The organism is Acidithiobacillus caldus ATCC 51756, assembly GCF_000175575.2.
GTDB lineage: Bacteria > Pseudomonadota > Gammaproteobacteria > Acidithiobacillales > Acidithiobacillaceae > Acidithiobacillus_A > Acidithiobacillus_A caldus.
Map to the genome: position 1 here is coordinate 108,895 of NZ_CP005986.1, position 21,122 is coordinate 130,016.

At 66.2% G+C, this 21,122-nt stretch carries 27 protein-coding genes; 20 read left to right on the top strand and 7 right to left on the bottom strand.

What is annotated here, in order from left to right:
- Positions 1 to 217: 217 nt before the first annotated feature.
- Genes ACAty_RS00535 through ACAty_RS00550 form a run of 4 tightly spaced genes read left to right on the top strand, consistent with a single transcriptional unit; the run spans position 218 to position 3,796 of the window.
- Positions 218 to 751, top strand: coding sequence for a hypothetical protein (locus ACAty_RS00535; protein WP_004869886.1), 534 nt, complete (start codon positions 218 to 220; stop codon positions 749 to 751).
- Positions 748 to 2,280 (top strand): site-specific DNA-methyltransferase, encoded by a 1,533-nt coding sequence (locus tag ACAty_RS00540; protein ID WP_004869887.1) that lies wholly within the window; start codon positions 748 to 750, stop codon positions 2,278 to 2,280. Before ACAty_RS00535 ends, ACAty_RS00540 begins: the two co-directional genes overlap by 4 nt.
- A complete protein-coding gene (locus ACAty_RS00545; RefSeq protein ID WP_004869889.1) occupies positions 2,277 to 3,563 on the top strand; it encodes a site-specific DNA-methyltransferase in 1,287 nt (428 codons plus the stop codon). Before ACAty_RS00540 ends, ACAty_RS00545 begins: the two co-directional genes overlap by 4 nt.
- Positions 3,560 to 3,796 carry a DUF7220 family protein gene (locus ACAty_RS00550; protein WP_004869891.1) on the top strand — a complete coding sequence of 79 codons (237 nt, stop codon included), beginning with the start codon at positions 3,560 to 3,562 and terminating at the stop codon, positions 3,794 to 3,796. The genes ACAty_RS00545 and ACAty_RS00550 overlap by 4 nt, the downstream gene beginning before the upstream one ends.
- Here the strand turns inward: ACAty_RS00550 and ACAty_RS00555 are convergent.
- The 7 genes from ACAty_RS00555 to ACAty_RS00585 all read right to left on the bottom strand — a co-directional run bounded on the left by ACAty_RS00555 (position 3,772) and on the right by ACAty_RS00585 (position 6,166).
- Positions 3,772 to 3,978, bottom strand: a complete 207-nt coding sequence (locus tag ACAty_RS00555) for a hypothetical protein (RefSeq protein ID WP_004869893.1) — start codon at positions 3,976 to 3,978, stop codon at positions 3,772 to 3,774. The genes ACAty_RS00550 and ACAty_RS00555 overlap by 25 nt on opposite strands.
- 10 nt (positions 3,979 to 3,988) lie before the next feature.
- Positions 3,989 to 4,354 (bottom strand): hypothetical protein, encoded by a 366-nt coding sequence (locus ACAty_RS00560; RefSeq protein ID WP_004869896.1) that lies wholly within the window; start codon positions 4,352 to 4,354, stop codon positions 3,989 to 3,991.
- 9 nt (positions 4,355 to 4,363) lie between these two features.
- On the bottom strand, positions 4,364 to 4,744 hold the full coding sequence (locus ACAty_RS14735; protein ID WP_051620694.1) for a hypothetical protein: 381 nt from the start codon (positions 4,742 to 4,744) through the stop codon (positions 4,364 to 4,366).
- A 3-nt stretch (positions 4,745 to 4,747) separates the two neighbouring features.
- Positions 4,748 to 5,032, bottom strand: coding sequence for a hypothetical protein (locus ACAty_RS00570; RefSeq protein WP_004869900.1), 285 nt, complete (start codon positions 5,030 to 5,032; stop codon positions 4,748 to 4,750).
- Between the two features lie 67 nt (positions 5,033 to 5,099).
- Positions 5,100 to 5,297, bottom strand: a complete 198-nt coding sequence (locus ACAty_RS00575; protein WP_004869902.1) for a hypothetical protein — start codon at positions 5,295 to 5,297, stop codon at positions 5,100 to 5,102.
- Positions 5,294 to 5,890: a DUF3489 domain-containing protein gene (locus ACAty_RS00580; RefSeq protein ID WP_004869903.1), complete on the bottom strand. Its 597-nt coding sequence runs from the start codon at positions 5,888 to 5,890 to the stop codon at positions 5,294 to 5,296. The genes ACAty_RS00575 and ACAty_RS00580 overlap by 4 nt, the downstream gene beginning before the upstream one ends.
- Positions 5,891 to 5,923: 33 nt before the next feature.
- Entirely contained in the window at positions 5,924 to 6,166 is a 243-nt protein-coding gene (locus ACAty_RS00585; protein WP_143969850.1) for a DUF6900 domain-containing protein, read from the bottom strand.
- Between the two features lie 98 nt (positions 6,167 to 6,264).
- Here ACAty_RS00585 and ACAty_RS00590 point away from each other — a divergent pair, with 98 nt between their 5' ends.
- Genes ACAty_RS00590 through ACAty_RS00665 form a run of 16 tightly spaced genes read left to right on the top strand, consistent with a single transcriptional unit; the run spans position 6,265 to position 21,115 of the window.
- The gene (locus ACAty_RS00590) at positions 6,265 to 8,130 is read left to right on the top strand and encodes a phage terminase large subunit family protein (RefSeq protein WP_038471368.1); all 1,866 of its coding nucleotides are present in this window, start codon (positions 6,265 to 6,267) and stop codon (positions 8,128 to 8,130) included.
- Positions 8,127 to 8,339, top strand: a complete 213-nt coding sequence (locus ACAty_RS00595; RefSeq protein WP_004869909.1) for a phage head-tail joining protein — start codon at positions 8,127 to 8,129, stop codon at positions 8,337 to 8,339. The genes ACAty_RS00590 and ACAty_RS00595 overlap by 4 nt, the downstream gene beginning before the upstream one ends.
- The gene (locus ACAty_RS00600; protein ID WP_004869912.1) at positions 8,339 to 9,793 is read left to right on the top strand and encodes a phage portal protein; all 1,455 of its coding nucleotides are present in this window, start codon (positions 8,339 to 8,341) and stop codon (positions 9,791 to 9,793) included. The genes ACAty_RS00595 and ACAty_RS00600 overlap by 1 nt, the downstream gene beginning before the upstream one ends.
- 2 nt (positions 9,794 to 9,795) lie before the next feature.
- Positions 9,796 to 11,058, top strand: a complete 1,263-nt coding sequence (locus tag ACAty_RS00605; protein ID WP_004869915.1) for a S49 family peptidase — start codon at positions 9,796 to 9,798, stop codon at positions 11,056 to 11,058.
- Positions 11,055 to 11,444, top strand: a complete 390-nt coding sequence (locus ACAty_RS00610; RefSeq protein WP_004869916.1) for a head decoration protein — start codon at positions 11,055 to 11,057, stop codon at positions 11,442 to 11,444. The genes ACAty_RS00605 and ACAty_RS00610 overlap by 4 nt, the downstream gene beginning before the upstream one ends.
- A gap of 13 nt (positions 11,445 to 11,457) precedes the next feature.
- Entirely contained in the window at positions 11,458 to 12,486 is a 1,029-nt protein-coding gene (locus ACAty_RS00615) for a major capsid protein (protein ID WP_004869918.1), read from the top strand.
- The gene (locus tag ACAty_RS00620) at positions 12,480 to 12,815 is read left to right on the top strand and encodes a head-tail joining protein (protein WP_153801792.1); all 336 of its coding nucleotides are present in this window, start codon (positions 12,480 to 12,482) and stop codon (positions 12,813 to 12,815) included. The genes ACAty_RS00615 and ACAty_RS00620 overlap by 7 nt, the downstream gene beginning before the upstream one ends.
- On the top strand, positions 12,812 to 13,363 hold the full coding sequence (locus ACAty_RS00625; RefSeq protein ID WP_038471373.1) for a hypothetical protein: 552 nt from the start codon (positions 12,812 to 12,814) through the stop codon (positions 13,361 to 13,363). Before ACAty_RS00620 ends, ACAty_RS00625 begins: the two co-directional genes overlap by 4 nt.
- A complete protein-coding gene (locus ACAty_RS00630) occupies positions 13,360 to 13,836 on the top strand; it encodes a phage baseplate assembly protein V (RefSeq protein WP_004869923.1) in 477 nt (158 codons plus the stop codon). Before ACAty_RS00625 ends, ACAty_RS00630 begins: the two co-directional genes overlap by 4 nt.
- Positions 13,837 to 13,847: 11 nt before the next feature.
- A complete protein-coding gene (locus ACAty_RS00635) occupies positions 13,848 to 14,144 on the top strand; it encodes a PAAR domain-containing protein (RefSeq protein ID WP_004869926.1) in 297 nt (98 codons plus the stop codon).
- The gene (locus ACAty_RS00640; protein ID WP_038471377.1) at positions 14,141 to 14,500 is read left to right on the top strand and encodes a GPW/gp25 family protein; all 360 of its coding nucleotides are present in this window, start codon (positions 14,141 to 14,143) and stop codon (positions 14,498 to 14,500) included. Before ACAty_RS00635 ends, ACAty_RS00640 begins: the two co-directional genes overlap by 4 nt.
- Positions 14,497 to 15,351 carry a baseplate assembly protein gene (locus ACAty_RS00645; RefSeq protein ID WP_004869930.1) on the top strand — a complete coding sequence of 285 codons (855 nt, stop codon included), beginning with the start codon at positions 14,497 to 14,499 and terminating at the stop codon, positions 15,349 to 15,351. The genes ACAty_RS00640 and ACAty_RS00645 overlap by 4 nt, the downstream gene beginning before the upstream one ends.
- Positions 15,352 to 15,388: 37 nt before the next feature.
- Complete coding sequence (locus ACAty_RS14740) at positions 15,389 to 16,960, top strand: phage tail protein (RefSeq protein ID WP_004869932.1); 1,572 nt, start codon at positions 15,389 to 15,391, stop codon at positions 16,958 to 16,960.
- Positions 16,961 to 16,993: 33 nt separating this feature from the next.
- Positions 16,994 to 17,686, top strand: a complete 693-nt coding sequence (locus ACAty_RS00655; protein ID WP_004869934.1) for a hypothetical protein — start codon at positions 16,994 to 16,996, stop codon at positions 17,684 to 17,686.
- Positions 17,687 to 17,698: 12 nt separating this feature from the next.
- Complete coding sequence (locus tag ACAty_RS14745; RefSeq protein WP_004869937.1) at positions 17,699 to 20,854, top strand: DUF4815 domain-containing protein; 3,156 nt, start codon at positions 17,699 to 17,701, stop codon at positions 20,852 to 20,854.
- A gap of 12 nt (positions 20,855 to 20,866) precedes the next feature.
- On the top strand, positions 20,867 to 21,115 hold the full coding sequence (locus ACAty_RS00665; RefSeq protein ID WP_004869938.1) for a hypothetical protein: 249 nt from the start codon (positions 20,867 to 20,869) through the stop codon (positions 21,113 to 21,115).
- Positions 21,116 to 21,122: the final 7 nt, after the last annotated feature.

The following is a 21,122-nucleotide window of genomic DNA, read 5'->3' on the forward strand; positions in this document are numbered from 1 at the left end:
CATCTCCGAGCATTGCCAGGGCTGCAATTGCGCCTCTGGCGACGATTAACGGGTCCTCCCGGGCCATCTGAAACGCGGGGGCCGCGCGCAGCGCGACGCTTGCCTAGCGTCAGGGCAAAAAATAGGTTTCCAGTTTCCACCCAGGTTTCCACCCGTATTCATGCCGAGGTGATCCATCCATGACGGTTAACTGACCCGAGCAGCCCGGAGGAATGTGATGGGACTGTCCGTCCGGGCCTATGCCCAACACCGTGGCGTGAGCCACACCGCTGTGGCCAAGGCCATCAAGGCCGGGCGCATCAGCGTCGAGCCCGACGGCACCATTGACCCGGCCAAGGCCGACGCCCAGTGGGCGCGTAACACGCTGCCGTCACAGAGCCTGAACATCGGTGCCAAGAAGCCTGCGGCCAAGGTGGAAACCGGCGGGGTTTCCACCCCGGTTTCCACCCCGCCGTTGGAAACCCGGGCTGCCGCACCTGACTACCAGACCAGCCGCGCCATCCGCGAGGCCTATGCCGCGCGCCTGGCGAAGCTTGAATTCGAAGAACGCACGGGCAAGCTGATCAACGCCGACGAGGTGAAGGTCAAGTACTTCAACCTTGCGCGTCTGCTGCGTGACCGCATCCAGCAGATTCCCCGCAAGGTTGCCCCGCAGATCGTGGCGGCCGTGGTCGCACAACCCGACCAACGCGTGGTGGAGGACCTGCTGATGGAGGCGATCCGCGAAGCCCTGGAGGAACTCTCACGATGACCGTCACCCATGCTATGGCCAGCCGCATCGAGATGTGGCCACTGGATCGGCTCAAGCCCTACCAGAGAAATGCCCGTACTCACTCCGACACACAGGTGGCACAGATCGCCGCCAGCATCGTCGAGTTTGGCTTTACCGCGCCGATCCTGGTGTCGGAGGACGGCGGCATTCTCGCTGGTCATGGTCGCTTGGCGGCTGCGCAGAAACTCGCGCTCGATGTCGTGCCGGTGGTCGTCCTCGACCACCTCACACCCATCCAGCGTCGCGCCTATATCCTGGCGGACAACAAACTGGCGCTGCAGGCCGGGTGGGATGAGGAGTTACTGGCATCCGAGCTGGCCGATCTGTCCGAGGCCGGTTTCGACCTGGCGCTGGCCGGCTTCGATGAGGATGAGCTGGCCGAACTGCTGGCCGACGACGACGCAGACGACGGCACGCCCGGGGCAGAGACAAGCGAAGAGCCCACGCCAGACGCCGACGACATCACGGTGCCGCGCATCGTCATCAGCCGCCCGGGCGACATCTGGCGGCTGGGTGAGCATCGCCTCATCTGCGCCGACTCGGCCGACAGCGCCGCCATCGAGCGCTTGATGGCGGGCGAGCGTGCGGCGCTGCTCTTTACCAGCCCGCCCTATGCCAACCAGCGCAACTACACCACGGGCGGCATTGCGGACTGGGATGCGCTCATGCATGGCGTCTTTGCCGCGGCCATGCCGATCATGCGCGCCGACGGCCAGATGCTGGTCAACCTGGGCCTGGTGCATCGCGACGGTGAATGGCAGCCCTACTGGGACGGCTGGATCGAGTGGATGCGCGCGCAAGGCTGGCGGCGCTTTGGCTGGTACGTGTGGGATCAGGGCGTGACGGTGCCGGGGGATTGGGTAGGACGCCTGGCCCCCCGCCACGAGTTCATCTTCCACTTCAACCGCGAAGCCCGAAAGCCCAACAAGATCGTGCCGTGCAAGTGGGCCGGGCAGGAAACCCACCTGCGCGCCGACGGTTCGTCCACCGCGATGCGCGGCAAGGACGGCAAGGTCGGCGCCTGGTGCCACGCGGGGCTGCCGACGCAGGACTACCGCATCCCCGACTCGGTCATCAGCATCACGCGCCAGCGCGGGCCGATCGACAAAGAACGAGAGATCGACCACCCGGCGGTCTTTCCCATCGGCTTGCCGCAGTTCGTGATGGAGGCTTACACGAACGAGGGCGACGTCGTCTTCGAGCCCTTCTCAGGCTCGGGCACCACGATCTTGGCGGGTGAGGCGTGCGGCCGCCGGGTCAGGGCCTCGGAGCTTGCGCCAGAGTATGTCGACGTGGCCGTGATCCGCTGGATCAAGAACCACCCCGACCAGACGCCGGTGCTGGAGTCCACCGGCCAGACCTGGGACGAGGTCAAGGCTGAACGGGAGCCCGAGGGCGTGACCGCAACCTATGCCGACGCCAAGAAACGCCTGTCGGACGTCTTCAACGACCGCATGGCGAAATTGGCCGACCCGCCGTATTCACCCTGGGGGCGCAATCGCAAATGAACTGGCTCGCCGACAAAATCGAGCGCTGGCCGACCGAGCGCCTGTTGCCCTACATCCGCAACCCGCGCACGCACTCGGATGAGCAGATTGCTCAGATTGCCGCATCGATTGCCGAATTTGGCTTCGTCAACCCGATCCTGGTGGGCAGCGACGGCATCATTGTGGCCGGTCACGGGCGCTTGGCGGCGGCGCGCAAGCTGGGGCTTACCACCGTGCCGGTCGTGGTGCTTGACCACCTCACGCCGACCCAGCGTCGGGCGCTGGTGATCGCCGACAACAAGATCGCCGAGAACGCCGGATGGGACGAGGAACTGCTGCGTCTGGAGCTGGCCGAGTTGCAGGAGGCCGATTTCGACTTGGCGCTCACCGGCTTCGATGCCGACGAGTTGCTGGAGATCATGGCGGGTGAGGAGACCACCACCGAGGGCAACACCGACGAGGATGCTGCTCCCGACGTGCCCGAGGAACCCGTCTCCCGGCTGGGCGACGTCTGGCGACTCGGGCCGCACCGCCTGGTCTGCGGCGACGCAACCACCGCCGAGGCCTATGCGCGCCTGTTTCCGGACGGCGAGCGGGCGGACATGGTGTTCACCGATCCGCCCTACAACGTGAACTACGCCAACAGCGCGAAGGACAAGCTGCGCGGCAAACACCGCCCCATCCTCAACGATGCGCTGGGCGAAGGCTTCTACGATTTCCTCTACGACGCGCTGTCGCTGCTCGTTGCCCACACCCGCGGCGCGATCTACGTCGCCATGTCCTCCAGCGAACTGGATACACTGCAGGCGGCTTTCCGCACCGCCGGCGGCCACTGGTCCACCTTCATCATCTGGGCCAAGAACACCTTCACGCTGGGTCGCTCGGACTACCAGCGCCAGTACGAGCCGATCCTCTACGGCTGGCCGGAGGGTGGCGAGCGTCACTGGTGCGGCGACCGCGACCAGGGCGACGTCTGGCAGATCAAGAAGCCAGCGAAGAACGATCTGCACCCGACCATGAAGCCGGTGGAGCTGGTCGAGCGGGCCATCCGCAACTCCAGCCGCCCCGGCGACGTGGTGCTCGACCCCTTCGGCGGTTCCGGCACCACCATGATCGCCGCCGAGAAGGCCGGGCGCGTGGCGCGGCTGATCGAGCTCGACCCGAAGTATGCGGACGTGATCGTGCGGCGCTGGCAGGACTGGACGGGCCAACAAGCCACCCGCGAGGCGGATGGCGTGGCGTTCGACGACCTGGTCGGCACGGCGGATGCCATCGGCCCGGCAGATGCCGAGGAGGCACTGTGAAGCAGTCGCGCTGGATGTCGCTGGTGGAAGCCGTGACCAATGTGCTGGTCGGCTATGGCGTGGCGGTGGCGACTCAATGGCTGGTGTTTCCCCTGTTTGGTCTGTACGCCACGCTGCAGGAGAACTTGCTGATCGGCCTGATTTTTACCGTCGTCTCTTTGATTCGAAGCTACCTGCTGCGCAGGGTGTTTGAGGCGCTGCGCGTGCGTCAGCTGTCCGCAAACTCGGGGTAAAGGTCGCCGCTGCTGATGTCGGCGCGGTACGTGACGTTGCGAAACTCGTCCGGCGCGTCAGCCAGGATCACGCCGCCGACCGACTGGATGGCGACGCCGTACTTGCGGGTGAGTGCCGTCAGCTCGGCGATGAACTGGTCGTAGTGGGCTTCGAGTTGTGGGGTGGTGGAGATGGCGGCCACGTTGTGCTCCTCACGCCGCCAGGGACTCTTCGACGATCTCGCAGTGGATCACGAAGCCCGTCAGGTAGGGAAGGCCCTTGGGGATGCCGTACTGCTTGCTGGTGCTGCGGCCAATCGTCCAGCCCATCCAACGCTGCGTGGCGGCGTTGATCGCGTCGGCCAGGGTGGCGCCTGTGTAGAGGCCGTTTTGCACATCGTCGGCAAAGTGGCGTCCGTGGCCGCTGTCGAGGAAGGTGCGCACCGATTCGAGGGGCTGGCCGGTGGCCTCGGAGACTGCGGTCATCGCGATCGGCCAGGCGGCGTCGGCGTGTTCGTTCATCGTGCCGTAAAAGCCCCAGGCGTCGTTCTGGGCGGCGGGGATTTGCTTGGTGGTCATTGTTTTCTCCTACGGATTGGTGGTTGCGATACCCGTATGAACGCGCTGTTCGATGGAGAAGCCAAGCGCTTTTTCAATCGAATCGGGCCAGGGCGTGACCCGGATGGTCGTGGGGTCGTAAATCTGCTCGCGCGCACGGGATAGGGCGGCGGAGGCCTTATTGAGAGCTTCTCTCTCCGTCTTTGCCCGGACGTGGAACACGACGCAGTCGTGATGATCGGTGGTGCGGATCGCATTCACTGACCAACGGCGCGATGGGGCAGCTGGCCTGGTCTTTTGTCGGCCTGTCCCGCCGCACTTGAAGCACACGCCGCCCAGCACGTTGGCGTAAATGGCAAGACGACCCTTCCCCTGGCAGCGCGCGCATGGATAGGTCGTGGGCGTCTTCATCGCTTACTCCTGGTTGGCGGCGCGGGCGACTTCGTGCGCGCGGGCCAGTTCCGCCTGGGCGCTGGCAATCAGGTCCAGGCGCAGGTTGGGCAGGATGTTGCTGGCCAGCTCGTTCAGGAGCCAGTTCATCGTTTTTGCTTGGTCGTGAACCGTTTCGGCTCCTTCAAATCGCTCGGCGTAACGGTCGAGTTCGCGCAAGCTGCGCTCCAGGGTGCTGCGTGCCTGGGCGATGGCCTCGCGGGCGTTGCGTTGGGCGGCGTCGATCAGGTAATCGCGTTCGGTTTTCATGGAGGGCTCCTTTCGGTGGGTGGTTGCGACACCCGTATGAACGCGCTGTTCGATCGAGAAGCCAAGCTCAATCTGCATCGTGCTGGGCATCAAGGGCTTCAATCGCCAGCACCAGATCGGCGATGCGGTCGGCCTCGAAGCCAAAGCCCCGGCGGCGCAGAAGGTGCTCAATGCTCGGATGCTTCATCCGGGCGATCTTCCGGCAGGCATCGAGCAAGGCCTGCAGCGGTGCTGCCGGGATCGGGTCGTCGGGCTGCGTGCTCATGCGGTGGCTTCCTCGGCAATGCGGTAAAGGCGCTGCCCTGCACCCGGCGTGCCAGCAGGCCCTTCGATCTTCTCGGAGACGATGGTCAGGCCCAACTTCTTCTTGAGTGCGCCGGCAAAGGTGCCGCGTACCGTGTGCGCCTGCCAGCCCGTCGCCTCACTGATCTGCGCGATGGTCGCGCCCTCGGGGCGCTTCAACATCTCGATCACCAGCGCCTGCTTGCTGTTGCCCGGGCCACGCTTCGGGCCGACATCGGGCCGATCCTGTTGCCAGCTGGCCTCGGCGGCGGTGACTGCGGCCTCCAGTTCCGGGTCGACGGCCAGGGGCGGCGTGGCAACGCGGGTGGCCACCGTCGGCGGCAGGACATCTTCCGGCTGCGCCTCGCCCTTGATGATGGCGATGGCGGCTGGGCTCAGGCGCCACTGGCCGCCTTGCTGCTCGATCAACCCCCGCTGCGCGAGGCTGGCGATCATCTTGAGCTTGGCGCCGCCCTTGAGGGCCAGCAGCGGTTCGATCAATCCGCCGGCGTCGCAATGCGCGCGGGTGATCAGGTCCAGTTGGCGTTCGGTGATCGGGGTGGTTTGTGCGGACATGGTCGTGCTCCTTGTGAGTGATGTGAAGGAAGGTCAGGCGGCTTGTTGTTGGATCGGCCGATCAGTGGCCTTGGCGGCGGCGCTTTGGCCTGCGGTCAGGCCTGCTTGGTAGGCCGCCATCAGGGCGCTTTGGACGGCCCAGACGCTGACGTCGTGGAAGTCCAGGCGGTCCCTGTTGCGGGTTTCCAGGGTCTCGATGAAGAGATGGTCCAGGGCGATCCGGGCGAGCAGCTGGTCCAGTTGCTGGGCGGTCTTGTTGGCAGTTTTTCGCATCATGGTTCTCCTTGGCGTGTGTTGCTGTGGTGTCTGTATGAACGCGCTGTTCAAGCAGAAAGCCAAGCGTTCGGCCTATCTATTTCGCATCGGAGTGGCTTGTGTTCGACACTGCTGAATCGGCTGTTGAATCGGCCTGGAAACGGGGCCTCGCGCCCGACCCCATCCTCACCGTCGATGACTGGGCCAACCGGCACCGGATGCTCTCGTCGGTCGCCTCAGCCGAACCCGGCCGCTGGTCGACCAGCCGCACGCCGTATCTCAAGGAGGTGATGGAGGCGCTGTCGGCCACCTCGCGCATCGAGCGTGTTGTGTTCATGGCCGGAGGGCAGGTGGGTAAAACCGAATGCGGACTCAACTGGGTCGGCTACGTCATCCACCACGCCCCGGGGCCGATGTTGCTGGTGCAGCCCACGGTGGAAGGCGCCAAGCGCGTCTCCAAGCAGCGCGTCGATGCGCTGATCGAAGCCAGCCCTGAACTGGCCAGCCGGGTCAAAGACCCCCGCAGCCGCGATTCGGGCAACACCCAGCTGATGAAGGAATTCCCCGGTGGCGTGCTGATCATGACCGGCGCCAATTCGGCGGTGGGCCTGCGCTCGATGCCGGTGCGTTACCTGTTTCTGGATGAGGTCGACGGCTATCCAGGGGATGCCGATGGCGAGGGCGATCCGGTGGCGCTCGCCGTGCAGCGCGCTGCCACCTTCGTCAATCGCAAGGTCTATCTGTGCTCAACGCCGACGCTCAAAGGCTTCTCGCGCATCGAGGCGGCCTACCTGGAGTCGGACCAGCGGGTGTTCGAGGTGCCCTGCGATCACTGTGGGGCGCACAGCCAGATCCAATGGCGGGACATCAAGTGGCCGACCGGCAAGATGGCGGACGCCGCCTGGCACTGCCCGGCCTGCGACGGCATTCATCCCGAGTACCGCAAGCCGGCACTGCTGGCCAACGGTCGTTGGACGGCTAAGGCCGAGGGCGATGGCAAAACGGTGGGATTTCATCTGTCGAGCCTGTACAGCCCGTGGCTGACCTGGGGTGAGATCGCCCAGGAGCACCACGCTGCCAAGGACGACCCGGTGCGGCTCAAGGTCTGGGTCAACACCAAACTGGCCGAGACCTGGGAAGACCGGGAGGGAGAGACCTTGGATGCGGAGGGCCTGATGGAACGTCGTGAAGCCTACGGGCCTGCGATTCCGGCTGAGGTGGCACTGCTCACCTGCGGTATCGACGTGCAGGACGACCGACTGGAACTGGAAGTGGTCGGCTGGGGCCGAGACGAGGAGTCCTGGTCCATCGACTACAAGGTGCTGTGGGGCGACCCGTCGGCACCGGACACCTGGTCGCAACTGGATGCTTACCTCGGCAATCGTTTCGAGCACGAGACCCTGGCCAACGGCCTGACCATCGAAGCTGCTTGCCTCGACACTGGTGGTCACCACACCCTGGCGGCCTACGCATTCTGCAAGGGCCGCGAGAGGAAACGCATCTGGGCGATCAAGGGCGGTTCAGGCAAACGGCCGATCTGGCCCAAGCGACCGAGCAAGGCCAACAAGGGCAAAGTCAATCTGTTCACGGTCGGCGTCGATGCCGCCAAGGAAGCGATCTACGCCCGGTTGAAGAAGACAGGCTCAGGCCCAGGGGCGATGCACTTTCCGATGGATCGGGATGCGCAGTATTTCGAGCAGCTGACCGCTGAGCGGATTCGCACCCGGTATGTGAAGGGCTTCCCGCAACGCTTCTGGTGGAAGCCCGATGGTCGCAGGAATGAAGCGCTGGACTGCCGGGTGTACGCCTATGCCGCGCTGCACGGCCTGCTGTCGATGGGCCTGAACCTGAACAAGCGGGTCGAGGCGCTGCCTCCCGCGCCCGTCAATCGCAAGTCTGCCAGCAACGCCACACCGGTGACTGTGCCCATGACCGCCAGCCCGCGCCGTCGGCGCATGGCGATTTCGTCGGGTTATGTGAGATGACCATAGAAGAGCTCAAGGCACAGCTTGATGCGCTGCGAGCAGCGCGCTACAGCGGGATGCTGACCGTCAAAGCCGGCGACAAGTGGCTGACCTACAAGTCGGACGCCGAGCTGCAGGCGGCGCTCCAAGATTTGGAGCGCGAGGTCGCCAACGCCGAAGGCCGCCGCCCGGCGCGGCGTATCCGCGTCTACGCGAGCAAGGGGTTGTGATGGGCGTGTGGCAACAGTGGCGTCAGCGGCTGGGGCGGCAGGTGTTGCGCGTCGGCGCGATGGTCGGCGGCTTCGAGGGCGGCTTGTCGTCGCGCCGCCTGAAGATGTTTCAGGCCAGCCGCGCGCACGTCAACACCCTGATCCAGTCCTCCGGCGCGGACATGACCGCGCGCGCGCGCTACCTGATCCGCAACAACGGCTACGCGGCCAATGCGGTGGAGTCGTGGGCGAGCAATGCCGTGGGCACCGGCATCAAGCCCTCGTCGGCCATCGCCGATGCCGCGCTCAAGGATCGGGTGCAGCGCCTGTGGCTGCGCTGGACGGACGAGTCGGATGCCGAATGGCTGACCGACTTCTACGGCCAGCAGCGCCGTGCTGCGCGCGAGCTGTTTATCGCTGGCGAAGTGTTTTTCCGGCTACGGCAGCGCCGGCCCGAAGATGGCCTGAGCGTGCCGCTGCAGCTGCAGATGCTGCCATCCGAGATGCTGCCGCTGACCGACAACCGCGTGCTCGACAACGGCCACGTGGTGCGGCAGGGCATCGAGTTCGACCGCATCGGCCGTCGCGTGGCGTATCACTTTCTGCGCCGCCACCCTGGAGACATCACCGATCCAGGCTTGGCCGGCGAGACGGTGCGCGTGCCCGCCGAGATGGTGCTGCACATCATCGACCCGGTGGACGCCGGGCAGCTGCGCGGGGTCTCGCGCTTCGCGCCGGCTTTGGTCAAGCTGTTTTTGCTCGACCAGTACGACGACGCCGAGCTTGACCGCAAGAAGGTCGCGGCGATGTTCGTGGGCTTCGTGCGCCGACCCGAGCGGGACTTTGACAACAGCGGCGAGCGCGACGCGCAAGACGAGCCGCTGTTGCCGCTGGAGCCGGGCCAATTGCAAATCCTGGATGAGGGCGAAGACATCACCTTTTCCAACCCGGCTGATGTGGGCGGCAACTACGAGGCATTCCAATACCGAACGCTCTTGCAGGTGGCCGCCGCCTTGGGGCTGCCCTACGCCAACCTGTCGGCGGACATGCTCAAGGCCAACTACTCCAACACCCGAGCGGCGCTGCTGGAGTTTCGCCGCCGCATCGAGGCCTTCCAGCACTCGGTGCTGGTGTACCAGCTGTGCCGCGCGGTGTGGGCGCGCTGGATGGACACGGCGGTGCTGTCTGGCGCGCTGACGCTGCCGGACTACGAGCGCCGGCGCGCCGAGTATCTGGCGTGCAACTGGCTGCCGCCGCGCTGGGACTGGGTCGATCCGCTCAAAGACATCCGCGCCGAGATCGAGGCCATCGAGGCTGGGCTCAAGTCCCGCACGCAGGCGATTGCCGAGCGCGGCTATGACGCCTCGCAGGTCGACGCCGAGATCGCCGCCGATCGGCAGCGCGAGCGCGACCTTGGACTGTGGTTTCAGCGTCGGGCTGCGCCAGTCCCTGTCGATCAACCCGAGCCTGACTGACCATGACCGATCTGCCCCACCTGGCGTCCCGCCTGTACGGGACGCCGCTTCTGATCGCGCGCCCCAAGCTCGATGTGATCCTGGGCGTGATGGCGCGCAAGCTCGCCGGGCAGCCGCTGGCGATGCCGACGACCGAGTCGGCGCAGCCGAGACCACCCGCGCTGCAAATCGTCGACGGTATCGCCATCGTGCCGGTGCTGGGGACGCTGGTGCGGCGCTCGGCGTACCTGGACGCGACCAGTGGCCTGATGAGCTACCACGCGATCCAGGCGATGGCCGAAGACGCCTTTGCCGACCCGCAGGTGCGCGCGGTGCTGCTGGAGGTGGACTCCAGCGGCGGCGAGGCGGGCGGCGTTTTCGACCTGGCGCTGCGTCTGCGTGCCTTGTCCAAAGCGTCCGGCAAGCCGCTGTGGGCCATCGCCGACGAGGCAGCGCTCTCAGCAGCCTACGCCATCGCGTCTGCCGCTGAGCAGCTGTGGCTGACCCGCACCGCCGAGGCGGGCTCCATCGGCGTGGTGGCGGCGCACGTGGACCAGTCGGGCGCGGACGCCCAGGCCGGGCTGTCGTACACCCTGCTGCACGCAGGCGAGCACAAGATCGACGGCCACCCGCACGCGCCGCTGCCCGCAGAGGTGGCAGCCGACATCCAAGCCGACATCGACCGCCTCTACGACCAGTTTGTCGAGCTGGTGGCATCACACCGGCGGCTCGATGCGCAGGCGGTGCGCGCCACGCAAGCGCGCATCTACCGAGGCCAAGCCGCCCTGCAGGCGGGGCTGGCCGACCGCATCGGCACGCTCGATGACGCGCTGGCGGCGCTGCAGCAGCGCCTGGCGCGGCGCGCGAGCGCCGATCGCTCTGCGCCCCGACTTTCCCACTCTTGCAAGGAGATGACCATGCACGATGACGCCCCCGATGCGCTGGCCGCCGAGGTCAGCGTTGACGCAAACGCTGCGGCCGCGCAGGCGGCCGCGCCCGATACAGCTGCGCTGGCTGCGCAGATCGAGCAGCGGCTGCGCGCCGAACTGGCCGAACTGAACGAGATCGCCGCCCAGGCCAAGCGCCTTGGCGTGACGGTCGATCCGGCGCAGGCGCTGGCCCAAGGTATCAAGCCCGATGCGCTGCGCCGCACGGTGCTGGAGCAGGCGGCCGCGCGCGATGCGGCAGCCGACATCGTCGCCGTCGCCCTCGCGTCGGCATCGTCCCCATCCGTCGCCGACAGCCCACTGGTCAAGGCGGCCAAAGCTTACGGAGGTAATCAATGAGCACGCTGACATCTGAGCCGACGCTGGGCGATGTGCTCAAGCGCGAGTACGACCCGGACTACACCCGCGAGACGGTGACCCTGAAGGCGGGTGCCGCCTATCCGTTGGGTGCCGTGCTCGGTCGCATCACCGCCACCGGCGTCTATGCCTTCTCGCCCGCGGCATCGACCACCGGCCTTGAAGGCGCGGAGATCGCCTGCGCCGTGCTGCTGGAGCCGGTCGCTGAGAGCACGACGGACACCAAGGCCTTGGCCCTGGTGCGCGGCCCAGCCATCGTGGCCGATCAAGCCCTGGTCTTTGATGCGTCGGTGGACACCGATGCGCAGCGCGCCGCCAAGCGCGAGCAGCTGGCTGCCTACGGCATCGTGGTGCGTACAGCCGTTTGAGAGGAGATTTTCCATGACTGTGATCGTCAATCCGTTTGCTGGGAGCGGCTTTACCCTGGCCGAGATGACGGCGGCCATCCAGCAGCTGCCCAATCGCTACGGCCGCGTGGGCGAGCTGGGTTTGTTTGCGTCCGAGCCAATCTCGCAGCGCACCGTGGTCATCGAGTCGGTCGACGGCGAGCTTCGCTTGCTGCCGTCTGTGCAGCCCGGCGCGCCGGCCACCGTGGGCACGAGCGAGCAGCGCACGCTGCGTTCGTTTGTCGTACCGCACATCCCGCACAACGACGTGATTCTTCCGGCGGAAGTGCAAGGCGTGCGCGGCTTTGGCGCGGCAGCCAATGAAGACCCGCTGGTGACCGTGATGACGCGCAAGCTCGCGCGCATGCGCGCCAAGCACGCGCAGACGCTGGAGTACATGCGCGTCAACGCGCTGCTGGGCGTGACCAAGGACGGCGCGGGCCAGACGATCTACGACTGGCACGCCGAGTTCGGCATCGCGCGCGCGCAGTTCGACTTCACCTTTGGCGGCAACGAAGACATCATCACCCGCTGCACCCAGGTGGCGCGCCACATCGAAGAGCATCTCAAAGGCGAGACCATGAGCGGCATCCATGCGCTTGTGAGCCCCGAGTTCTTCGACGCCTTGGTCAAGCACAAGAGCGTCAAGGATGCCTACGCCTTCCACCAGGGCACGGCCGGCGCCAACCCGCTCAGAGACGATGTGCGCCGGGGCTTTCGCTTTGGCTCCATCGTCTTCGAGGAGTACTTCGGCACCGTGACGCTGGCCAACGGCACGACCGAGCGCCTGATCCCGGCGCGCGAGGGCGTGGCGTTCCCGCTCGGCACGCTGGACACCTTCCGCACCTACTTCGCGCCGGCCAACCTGATGGAAGCCGTGGGCACCTACGGTCAGGAGCTTTATGCGTACCAGGTGCCGCGGCAGGACGGCAGCGGCATCGACATCTACACCCAGTCCAACCCGCTGCCGATCGTCAAGCGCCCGGCCTTGACCGTGCGGCTCTTCTCCAGCAACGGATGGTGATGACGCCGTTTGCGCGCGCGCAGCGGCTGGTCGCCGACGCCGTGCGGTCGACATTTGCCGAGCCGGTGCTGCTGCACCGCGAAACCGGCGATCCGCAGCCGCTGCGCGGCATTTTCAGCGCCGCGCACGAGGCGGTGGATGTCAGCAGCGGGCAGCCGGTGTCGATGGTGCAGCCGCTGCTGGAGGTCTGGAAGGACGACTGCACGCCGCCGCCGGTCGAGGGCGATGCGGTGACGGTGCGCGGGCAGCGCTATCTGATCGTCGATGTGCGCCCGGACGGGTGCGGCTTTTTGCGGCTGCTGCTGCATCTTGACGGGGCGTCGCCGTGAGCAAGCCACCACGCACTGTGATCCGCGAAGCGGTGGCGCAGCGCCTGGCAGCGCATTTGCCGGCGGTCGATGCGCGCATCACGCCGCAGCGCATCCACGTGCATCGCGCCACGCCGCTGGCATCTGGCCGCTTGCCGGCGATCCTCATCTACGCGCAGCAGGAGCGCATCGAAGAGCAGCCGCACGCTGATCCGGGCTTGCGCTACCGCAAGTTGGACGTGGCGGTCGACATCGTCGCCGGTGGCGCGACCGCCGCCGACGATGTGGACACGCTGGCGCAGGCGGTCGAAGCGATCCTCGATCAGGACGAGACGCTGGGCCGCCTGGTCGAAGGCACGCGGCTGTTGCGCATCGAGATCGACCAAGACGGCGAAGGCGAAACACCGGTGCTGGCGGCGCGCCTGACCTTTGAGGTCAGCTACTGGACCAAGCCCATCGAAGAAGAAGGCCGCCTGCCGCTGCACGTGCTCTACAGCTGGGTGCCCAAGATCGGCATCCCGCATGAGCCGGACTATGTGCCGCTGACCGATCCGCCGCCGACGCCATGAGCGAACGCCATCTGCATCACGACCTCACCGAAGACGAGCGACGGCTGAGCAATGTCGTGCTTATCGGGCAGGTGGCCGAGCTCGATGCGAAGAAGGCCCGGGTGCGGGTGCGCGCCGGGCCGATCCTGACCGGCTGGCTGCCGTTTGCCACGGTGCGCGCCGGGCCTGACCGCACCTGGCACGCGCCCGAGCCGGGCGAGCAGGTGGTGCTGGTCGCGCCCGGCGGCGACCTCAACCAGGCGGTGGTGGTGGGGTCGATCTACCGCGACGCCTATCCGCCGCCGGCGGACGACCCCGACATCAGCTGCACGGTGTGGAACGACGGCGCGTTCGTGCGGTACGACCGCCGCCAGCACCACTGGCACCTGTCGGTGCCATCCGGCGGGCGCATCGTCATCGAGGTTGGCCCCAGCAAGATCGAGATGGATGACGCTGGCATCCGCATCACGGCGTCGCGCATCGATCTCAACTGATGGAGTGCGACATGCCTGCCGTGACGCGATTGGGGGATCTGTGCACGGGGCACGGCTGCTATCCGCCGCGGCCGAACATCACGGCGGCATCGACGGTGTTCGTCAACGGCATCCCGGTGCATCGGGAAAAGGACGAGTGGGATTTGCACGGCTGCGCAGTGTGTCCGCCGCATGGCGGCCGCTTGGCCGCCGGCAGCCCAAGCGTTTATGCCGAGGGCAAGGCTGTGGGCCGCATCGGCGATCCGGTGGACTGCGGATCAGCAGTGGCGCAGGGATCTCCAAACGTCTTTTGTGGTGACCTCACATGATCGGAGTGGATGCATCCACAGGTAAGCCGCTTTCTGATCTTGACCATCTTCGCCAAAGCCTCCGCGACATCCTGACCACCCGCATCGGCACGCGCGTGATGCGCCGTGACTACGGCTCTCGCATCCCAGACCTGATCGACCGCCCGATCACGCCGCGGCTCGCTGTGGAACTGTATGCGGCGGTGGCGGAAGCGCTGGCGCGCTGGGAGCCGCGCTTTCGGCTGACGCGCGTGCGCATGACGGATGCGCGCGCAGGGTGGGTCGAGCTCACGCTGGAGGGCGAAGTGCGGCCGCAGGGCTTCGCCGACCGCCTGGTCACCTTGTCTGGCATCGGCATCGCAGGAGATCGGTCGTGAGCGCGTATCCCGTCACTGTCGCCGACTTGGCGAGCCTGCCGCCGCCGCAGTCCATCGAGGAGTTGAGCTTTGAGCGCATCTTTGCCGAGATGCTGCAGGACTTTCGGGCGCGCTATCCGCAGTACAGCGCGCTGCTGGCCTCCGACCCGGCGATCAAGCTGATCGAGGTGGCGGCCTACCGCGAGTTGCTGCTGCGTGCCCGCATCAACGAAGCGGCACGGGCCAACCTGCTGGCCTTTGCCGTCGGCAACGACCTGGAGCACCTCGGGGCCTTCTATGGTGTTTCCCGTCTGCCGCAGGAACAGGACGAGCCGCTGCGTCGGCGCATCCGCGCCCGCATCATGGGCTTTGCCAACGCAGGCGGTGCGGCCCACTACCGCTACTGGGCCTTGTCGGCCTCGCCGGAAGTCGCCGATGTGGCGGTCGATAGCCCCGGGCCGGGTCGGGTGCGCATCAGCGTACTGCCCACCGGTCACAGCGACACCGTGCCGGAAGCGCTGCTGGACACGGTGCGCGCCACGGTACTGCGCGACGACGTGCGGGTGCTGACCGATACCGTGGAAGTGGTGCCAGTCAGCCTGGTGCCGGTGACGGTCTCGGCGCAAATCTGGCTCTACCCCGACACCCCGATGGCGGTGTTCGACGGGTTGGCCTCGCGTCTGACCCGCGAGCTCGCCCAGGCCGCCGTGCTCGGCTGGGACCTGACCCGCTCCTGGCTGATCGGGCAGTTGCAGCAAGCCGGTATCCACAAGGTCGCGCTGCTCAGTCCGGACGCGGACATTCGTATCCACAGCACCCAGGCGGTGCGCCTGACCGATGTTCAGCTGACCTTCGCGGGCAGAGACCGGTAAGCGCGCCGCCCTGGGGTTTCTCTACCCAGGAGGGCGCATGACATCGGATCACCTGCTGCCGCCCAATGCCACGGCGCTGGAGCGTTCGCTGTCGCTCTCGACCGACCTGTTGACCCGACTGGGCGGCGAGACCGAGCCCCTCAAGGGCTTCAAGACCGACCCCAGCGACAGTCTTTTGCCCTGGTTGATCTGGGAGTACGGACTGGGCGAACTGCTGCCCTACCTGCCCGATCCTCGCCGGGCGATTGCCGAAGGCATCCGCTGGCAACGCTTGCGCGGTACCCCGGCAGCGCTCACGACCGCCTTGTCGTGGATCGGTGCGACCGCCACGGTCGAGCAGGAAACGCCCGGCATTCACTTTGCGGAGTTCCAGTTCGATCCGGGTCAGGTGCTGGATGACGATGGGGCCATCGCTAACCTGATCGCCATCGCCCGGTTGTCGGCACCGGCCAGAAGCCGCCTGTCACGCATCTACCACGGCTGGGATCTGCGCCGTCTGGTGCTCGATGAGAGTCGGCTGGGCGAGGCGCTGCTGTCGGACCACAGCGGCGTGTTCTGGCGGGATGGGCAGACCAAGCTGTCGTTTGGCCGGGTCCGCCAATTGGCGAACCCGCCGCCCGACATCGTGCTGGCGCCCGCGCGGGAAGCCGTGCGCTTTGCGATCGCGCGCCTGATGGATCGCTACTTGTTGAGCTTCTCGGCCCTTGGTGATCCGGGCCATACGCCCAACGAGGAGATTCTGCATTCGCACCTGTTCACGCTGGCCAATGCGCAGGGAGTGCCCGACCCCGTCGGCGTGCGACCCGAGCGCAGGTTTTGCAAAGCGATGGTGGTGCTCTCGGACAGCACGCCCTTGGGCGACATCAACGCCAACCTGCCGAGGTTTGTCTGGCAGGAACACGGCGAACAATTCGGACTCGGTAAGGGCACCTTGTCCGAATCGGATCATCGCCTGCGCCGAGTGGAAGTGCTGGAGCGCTTTTATGCCCAGCATCCGACGGCGCTGGCGGTCCCGGTCGTTGAAGTCACGCCGGGCCGATCACCAACAACCACCGCCACCGTGCGCGCCCGCGCCGATACGGCGCTGGGCGTACTGCGCCTGGGCGATGTCATGCCGGCCCGGGATGTCCTGTCCCTGACACGGCTGTACAGCCTGATCCAGGCGCCGCTGCCTGACCCCGCGAGTTTGCGCCCACGTCTGTACCAACGGGCGCAAGTAGTGCTCTCCGAGGTGACGCTGGGCGATGTGAACAGCCGCACCCCACGTCGGGCCATCTATCGCACCCGGCCTGTTGCCCGACTGGGTGATCTCACTTTGGGTGAGGCCGCTGAGATCGAATGGCGGCCACTCACCGAGATGCAAATTTGCACATCGGTACTGACGCCGCCACTGCCCTATGACTTTGAAGACGCTGCGGCAAGGATGCTGCGCCTGCTGTCTCAGGCCACTGAGCCCTATGTCTCGGCGGTGCTGCAGCCGGCACGGATCTCGACGGCCAGTACCCGCGCTGCCTGGCGCGGCCAGACCTGGACCGGCGTGCGCTGGCCACGTTCAACCTGGACCGATACCCGCGAGCTGATCGGCAGCGCCCATAGCACGCGGTCCTGATTTTCTGACCCCATTCATTTCCTGGAGCACCCGATGGCCATCCTGACTGCCAGCGGTCGCGCGGCCCTTGCCGCCGCGATCAAACAACAGACCCTGCACCTCGCCTTGGGCGAGGGCGACCCCTTGTGGGACACCACCAACGCGATCAGCCCCCCGTTTGATGAGGCTGGGGTGATTGAGCTGGGTTTCCAGCATCTGGCCGACATCCGCGTCACCTCACTCGATGACCAGACCGAATACGCGCTCGACATCGACTACAGCGCCAATGCCCGTGAGGGCGTGATCCGGCGTCTGCCTGACAGCACCATCCCGGAAGGCGGTGACGTCACCGTCCACTTCAAGGTCACGCACCCGCCCGAGTCGATTGGCCAGACGGCGCTGCTGCGCGAAGTGGGCCGCCGGGTGGTGGACGAGGTGCATTTCGTCACGGCCGACCCCGAAGGCGAGATCGTCGTGCCGACTGGGCGCTACCGGCTGGTCACCGAGCCCACGAACCACCTGTTCATCCGCGTGCGTTTCGACTTCGAGGATGCCGCCACCAGCGTGGTGCGCGAGCAAGGCCTCTTCGTCGGCACCCAGACCGATCCCGCTTTGCCTATCGGGCAGAAGTTTTTCATCCCCGCCCAGATCACCGATCCGGGCATTTTGCTCGTGCTGCAGAACTCGGTGCCCATCGTGCGCCAGCCTTCGACGCGCGAGACCTTCGAATTCGTCGTCACGTTCTAAGCGAGGCCATCCATGATCGAGCGTTACTACAACCTGTTTGACCCGGCCAAGCATTACAGCCAGCTCTTGTTCCGCGCCGGCGATGGCCTGCAGTCCCGAGAACTCAACGAGATCCAGACGACCCTGATCCACCGCCTGCAAGGCGTGGCCGATGCCTTACTCAAGGATGGCGACATCGTGTCCGGCTGCAATCTGCAGGTCAATCCCGATACCGGCGCAGTAACGCTGGAGGCGGGTCGCGTCTATCTGCGCGGCGCGGTGCGCGATGTGCCGGCCGCCACTTTCACAGTGCCTGTTGATGGTCGCGTGGCCGTCGGTGTGCGCTTCACCACCCGCATCGTCACCGAACTCGAAGACCCCAACCTACGCGAGCCCGCCGTCGGCGTGCGCAACTACCAGGAGCCGGGGGCCGGTCGTCTGCAGGAGACCATCGCCTGGGGCTGGGAAGGCGCGGGCACCAGTGACGGTCAGCCCGGTGACTTCCACGCCGTCTATGCGCTGGACAATGGCATCCTCGAGAACCGCCGCCAGCCGCCCGTGCTCGATGGCGTGATCGCGAGCCTGGCGCGCTACGACTATGACGCCAACGGCCACTACGTCACCGAAGGGCTGGGCGTCCGATTCCTCAGTACCGATGCCCAAGAGCACATCTTCTCGGTCGCCGAAGGCCGGGCCAACATCGACGGTTTCAAAGTCGAGCGCAGCCAATCGCAGCGCCTGCGGCTGCCCATCGATCCGGATTTGCAGCGGGTGTCCTCGGAACCGCAGGTCTTCAATGATTCGGGCGATGGATCGATGGTCGTCACCATCAACCGGCCACCGCTAGCCCAGGTGCTCGACATCAAGGTCACCCAACAAAAGACCGAAACGGTGGCGCACGGTGCCTTCACCGGTAGCCGCGATGTGCTGACCGAACCGACGGTGGTCGCGGTGCTGGAGATCAAACAGGGTGGAACGACCTACGTGCAAGGCACTGATTACAAGGTGGTGGGCGATGAGATCGACTGGAGCCCGGGGGGTGCCGAGCCGGCTCCCGGATCGAGCTACCAGGTCACCTACCAGTACATCGCCAGCATCACGCCGACCGAATTGACCGACACCGGCTTCAAAGTGGCTGGCGTCGTACAGGGCTCGACGATGTACATCGACTACCAGTGGAAGCTGCCGCGCGTGGATGTGCTGGCGCTCACCGCCGATGGCCAGGTCGAGCGCATCAAGGGCATCAGCCAAGTGCGCAATCCCGTCGCACCCACCGTCCCGGCCTCGCGCCTGGCGCTGGCGGAGATTGCCTACGACTGGCGCAGTGGTTCGCAGCCGGTCGTGCGCAATGTGGCGATTCGCACCATCAAGGTCGCGGAACTGACCGCGATGCAGCGCCAGATCGCGGACCTCTACGATCTGATGGCGCTCGAACGGCTGCGGGTCGACGCCAATATCCGTGAGCCCGCCGTCAAGAAGGGGCTGTTCGTCGACAACTTCCTCGACGATGACCTGCGCGACCATGGTGCAGCGCAAACCGGGGCCATTGTGGCCGGGGTGCTGACGCTGCCGATCACTGCTTCGGCGCAGCACGCCAAGGAGAACGGTAATGCGCTGCTGACGTTGGACTACACCCTGACCCCGGTGATCGAGCAGCTGGCCCGTACCGGGTCGATGAAGATCAACCCCTACCAGGCCTTCGAGCCGGTGCCGGCCCGGGTGACGTTGAATCCGGCGGTGGACCAGTTCACGGTGACGAATACCACCTGGGCCTCGGACGTCACCGAGCGGCTCATCACCGGCAGCGGCTTGCTCGAGCAGGTCGTCGAGGTTCGCCGTTCGGAGCAGGTGCTGGCCTCCTCGAGTGAGGAGGCACGGTTTCTGCGCAGCATCGATGTGGCCTACACCGTCATGGGCTTTGGGCCGAACGAGGCGCTGGCGCAACTGCGCTTCGACGGCCTCGTGATCGGCCAGCCCTCCGGCAAGGCGGCCGATGCTGCCGGTCTGCTCACAGGCAGCTTCCGCATCCCGCAGGCCATCCCCGCCGGTGCGAAGCTGGTGGAATTCCTGGGTGCCGGCGGCAGCTACGGCTCCGCCACCTACGTCGGTCGGGGTCAGATCGTGACGGAGACCCGTCGTCGCATCCTGACCACGGTAGTGCGTCGCTGGGACCCACTGGCGCAGACCTTCACGTTGCCCGAGCGCCGCACCATCGGTGGCTTGGAGTTGTGGTTCACCACCAAGGGCGGCGCTGCGCCAGTGATCGTGCAGATCCGTGAAACCCAAGTGGGCCTCCCGACCACGACCGTGCTGACTGAAGGTCGCCTGGCGGCTGCTGACATCAAGACCGATGGCAACCCGACCCGGATCACCCTCGATCCGGTGGCACTTGAGGCCAACCGCGAGTACGCCATCGTGGTGCTCACCGACGATGCGAACCACGCCGTGTCGGTGGCCGAGCTCGGCAAATACGACCCGCGCACCGGCTGGGTCACGGCGCAGCCCTACCAGATCGGGGTACTGCTCTCGTCCTCCAACGGCATCACCTGGACGCCGCACCAGACGCAGGACCTGACGTTTCGACTCTTGGGTTGCCGCTTCACGCAGCAGTCCAAGACGATCAGTTTGGGCCAGTACACGGTGACCAATCTGTCGGATCTGATGGCACTTGCCGGCGTTGAACGCCCTGCGGCCGGCACCGATGTGCAGTTCCTGGCGACCGACCCCCAGGGGCGGATCTACACCCTGTCGGAAGACCAGGGACTGGCGCTCACCGAGAAGCTCTCCGGCAACCTGGCGGTGTCGGCCAAGCTGACGGGTTCGGAGACGGCCAGTCCGATCTTGTATCCGGGCACCCAGCTGGTGTTCGGCACGCTCGAAGCCGCAGGCGACTACCTGTCGCGCGCCATTCCCGCTGCTGCCACCTTCAATGTGTCCGTCACCTTCGATGCGCTCACCCCCGGCACGTCCAGTGTCACGGTGCAGGCCGAGTCCGGCACGCCAGGCAGTTTTACAGACCTGGCGCTGGACAAGGGCGTGGAAGTGGGCAACGGCTGGGTCGAGCGCACCTACAAGGCCAGCAGCCTCGTTGGCGTCGGTGCCGACCGCACCACGCGCGTGAAGCTGGCGTTGTCCGGCAATCCCCAGCACCGGCCCTTCGTGCGCAACCTGCGCGTCATCGTCACCTGATGGGGGTGAGCGATGACCCAGGAGCGCACACCGCGCGGCTATCCACTGCCGCACCCGACACATCTTCTGTCGGACGACGTGCATCGACTGCGCGAGGCGATCACCCGCATCGACGCCGACATCACCGAGGCGGCGCAGCAGCACTCGAGTGTGAGCACCTTTTTGTCTGGTGCGATCGATGGCCTGGCGGCCGAGCAGTCGGCCACCGACCGCTACGTGCATCGGCTGCGTCTGCGCGCTTTGCACGGGTATGACTTTTGAGCGAGGA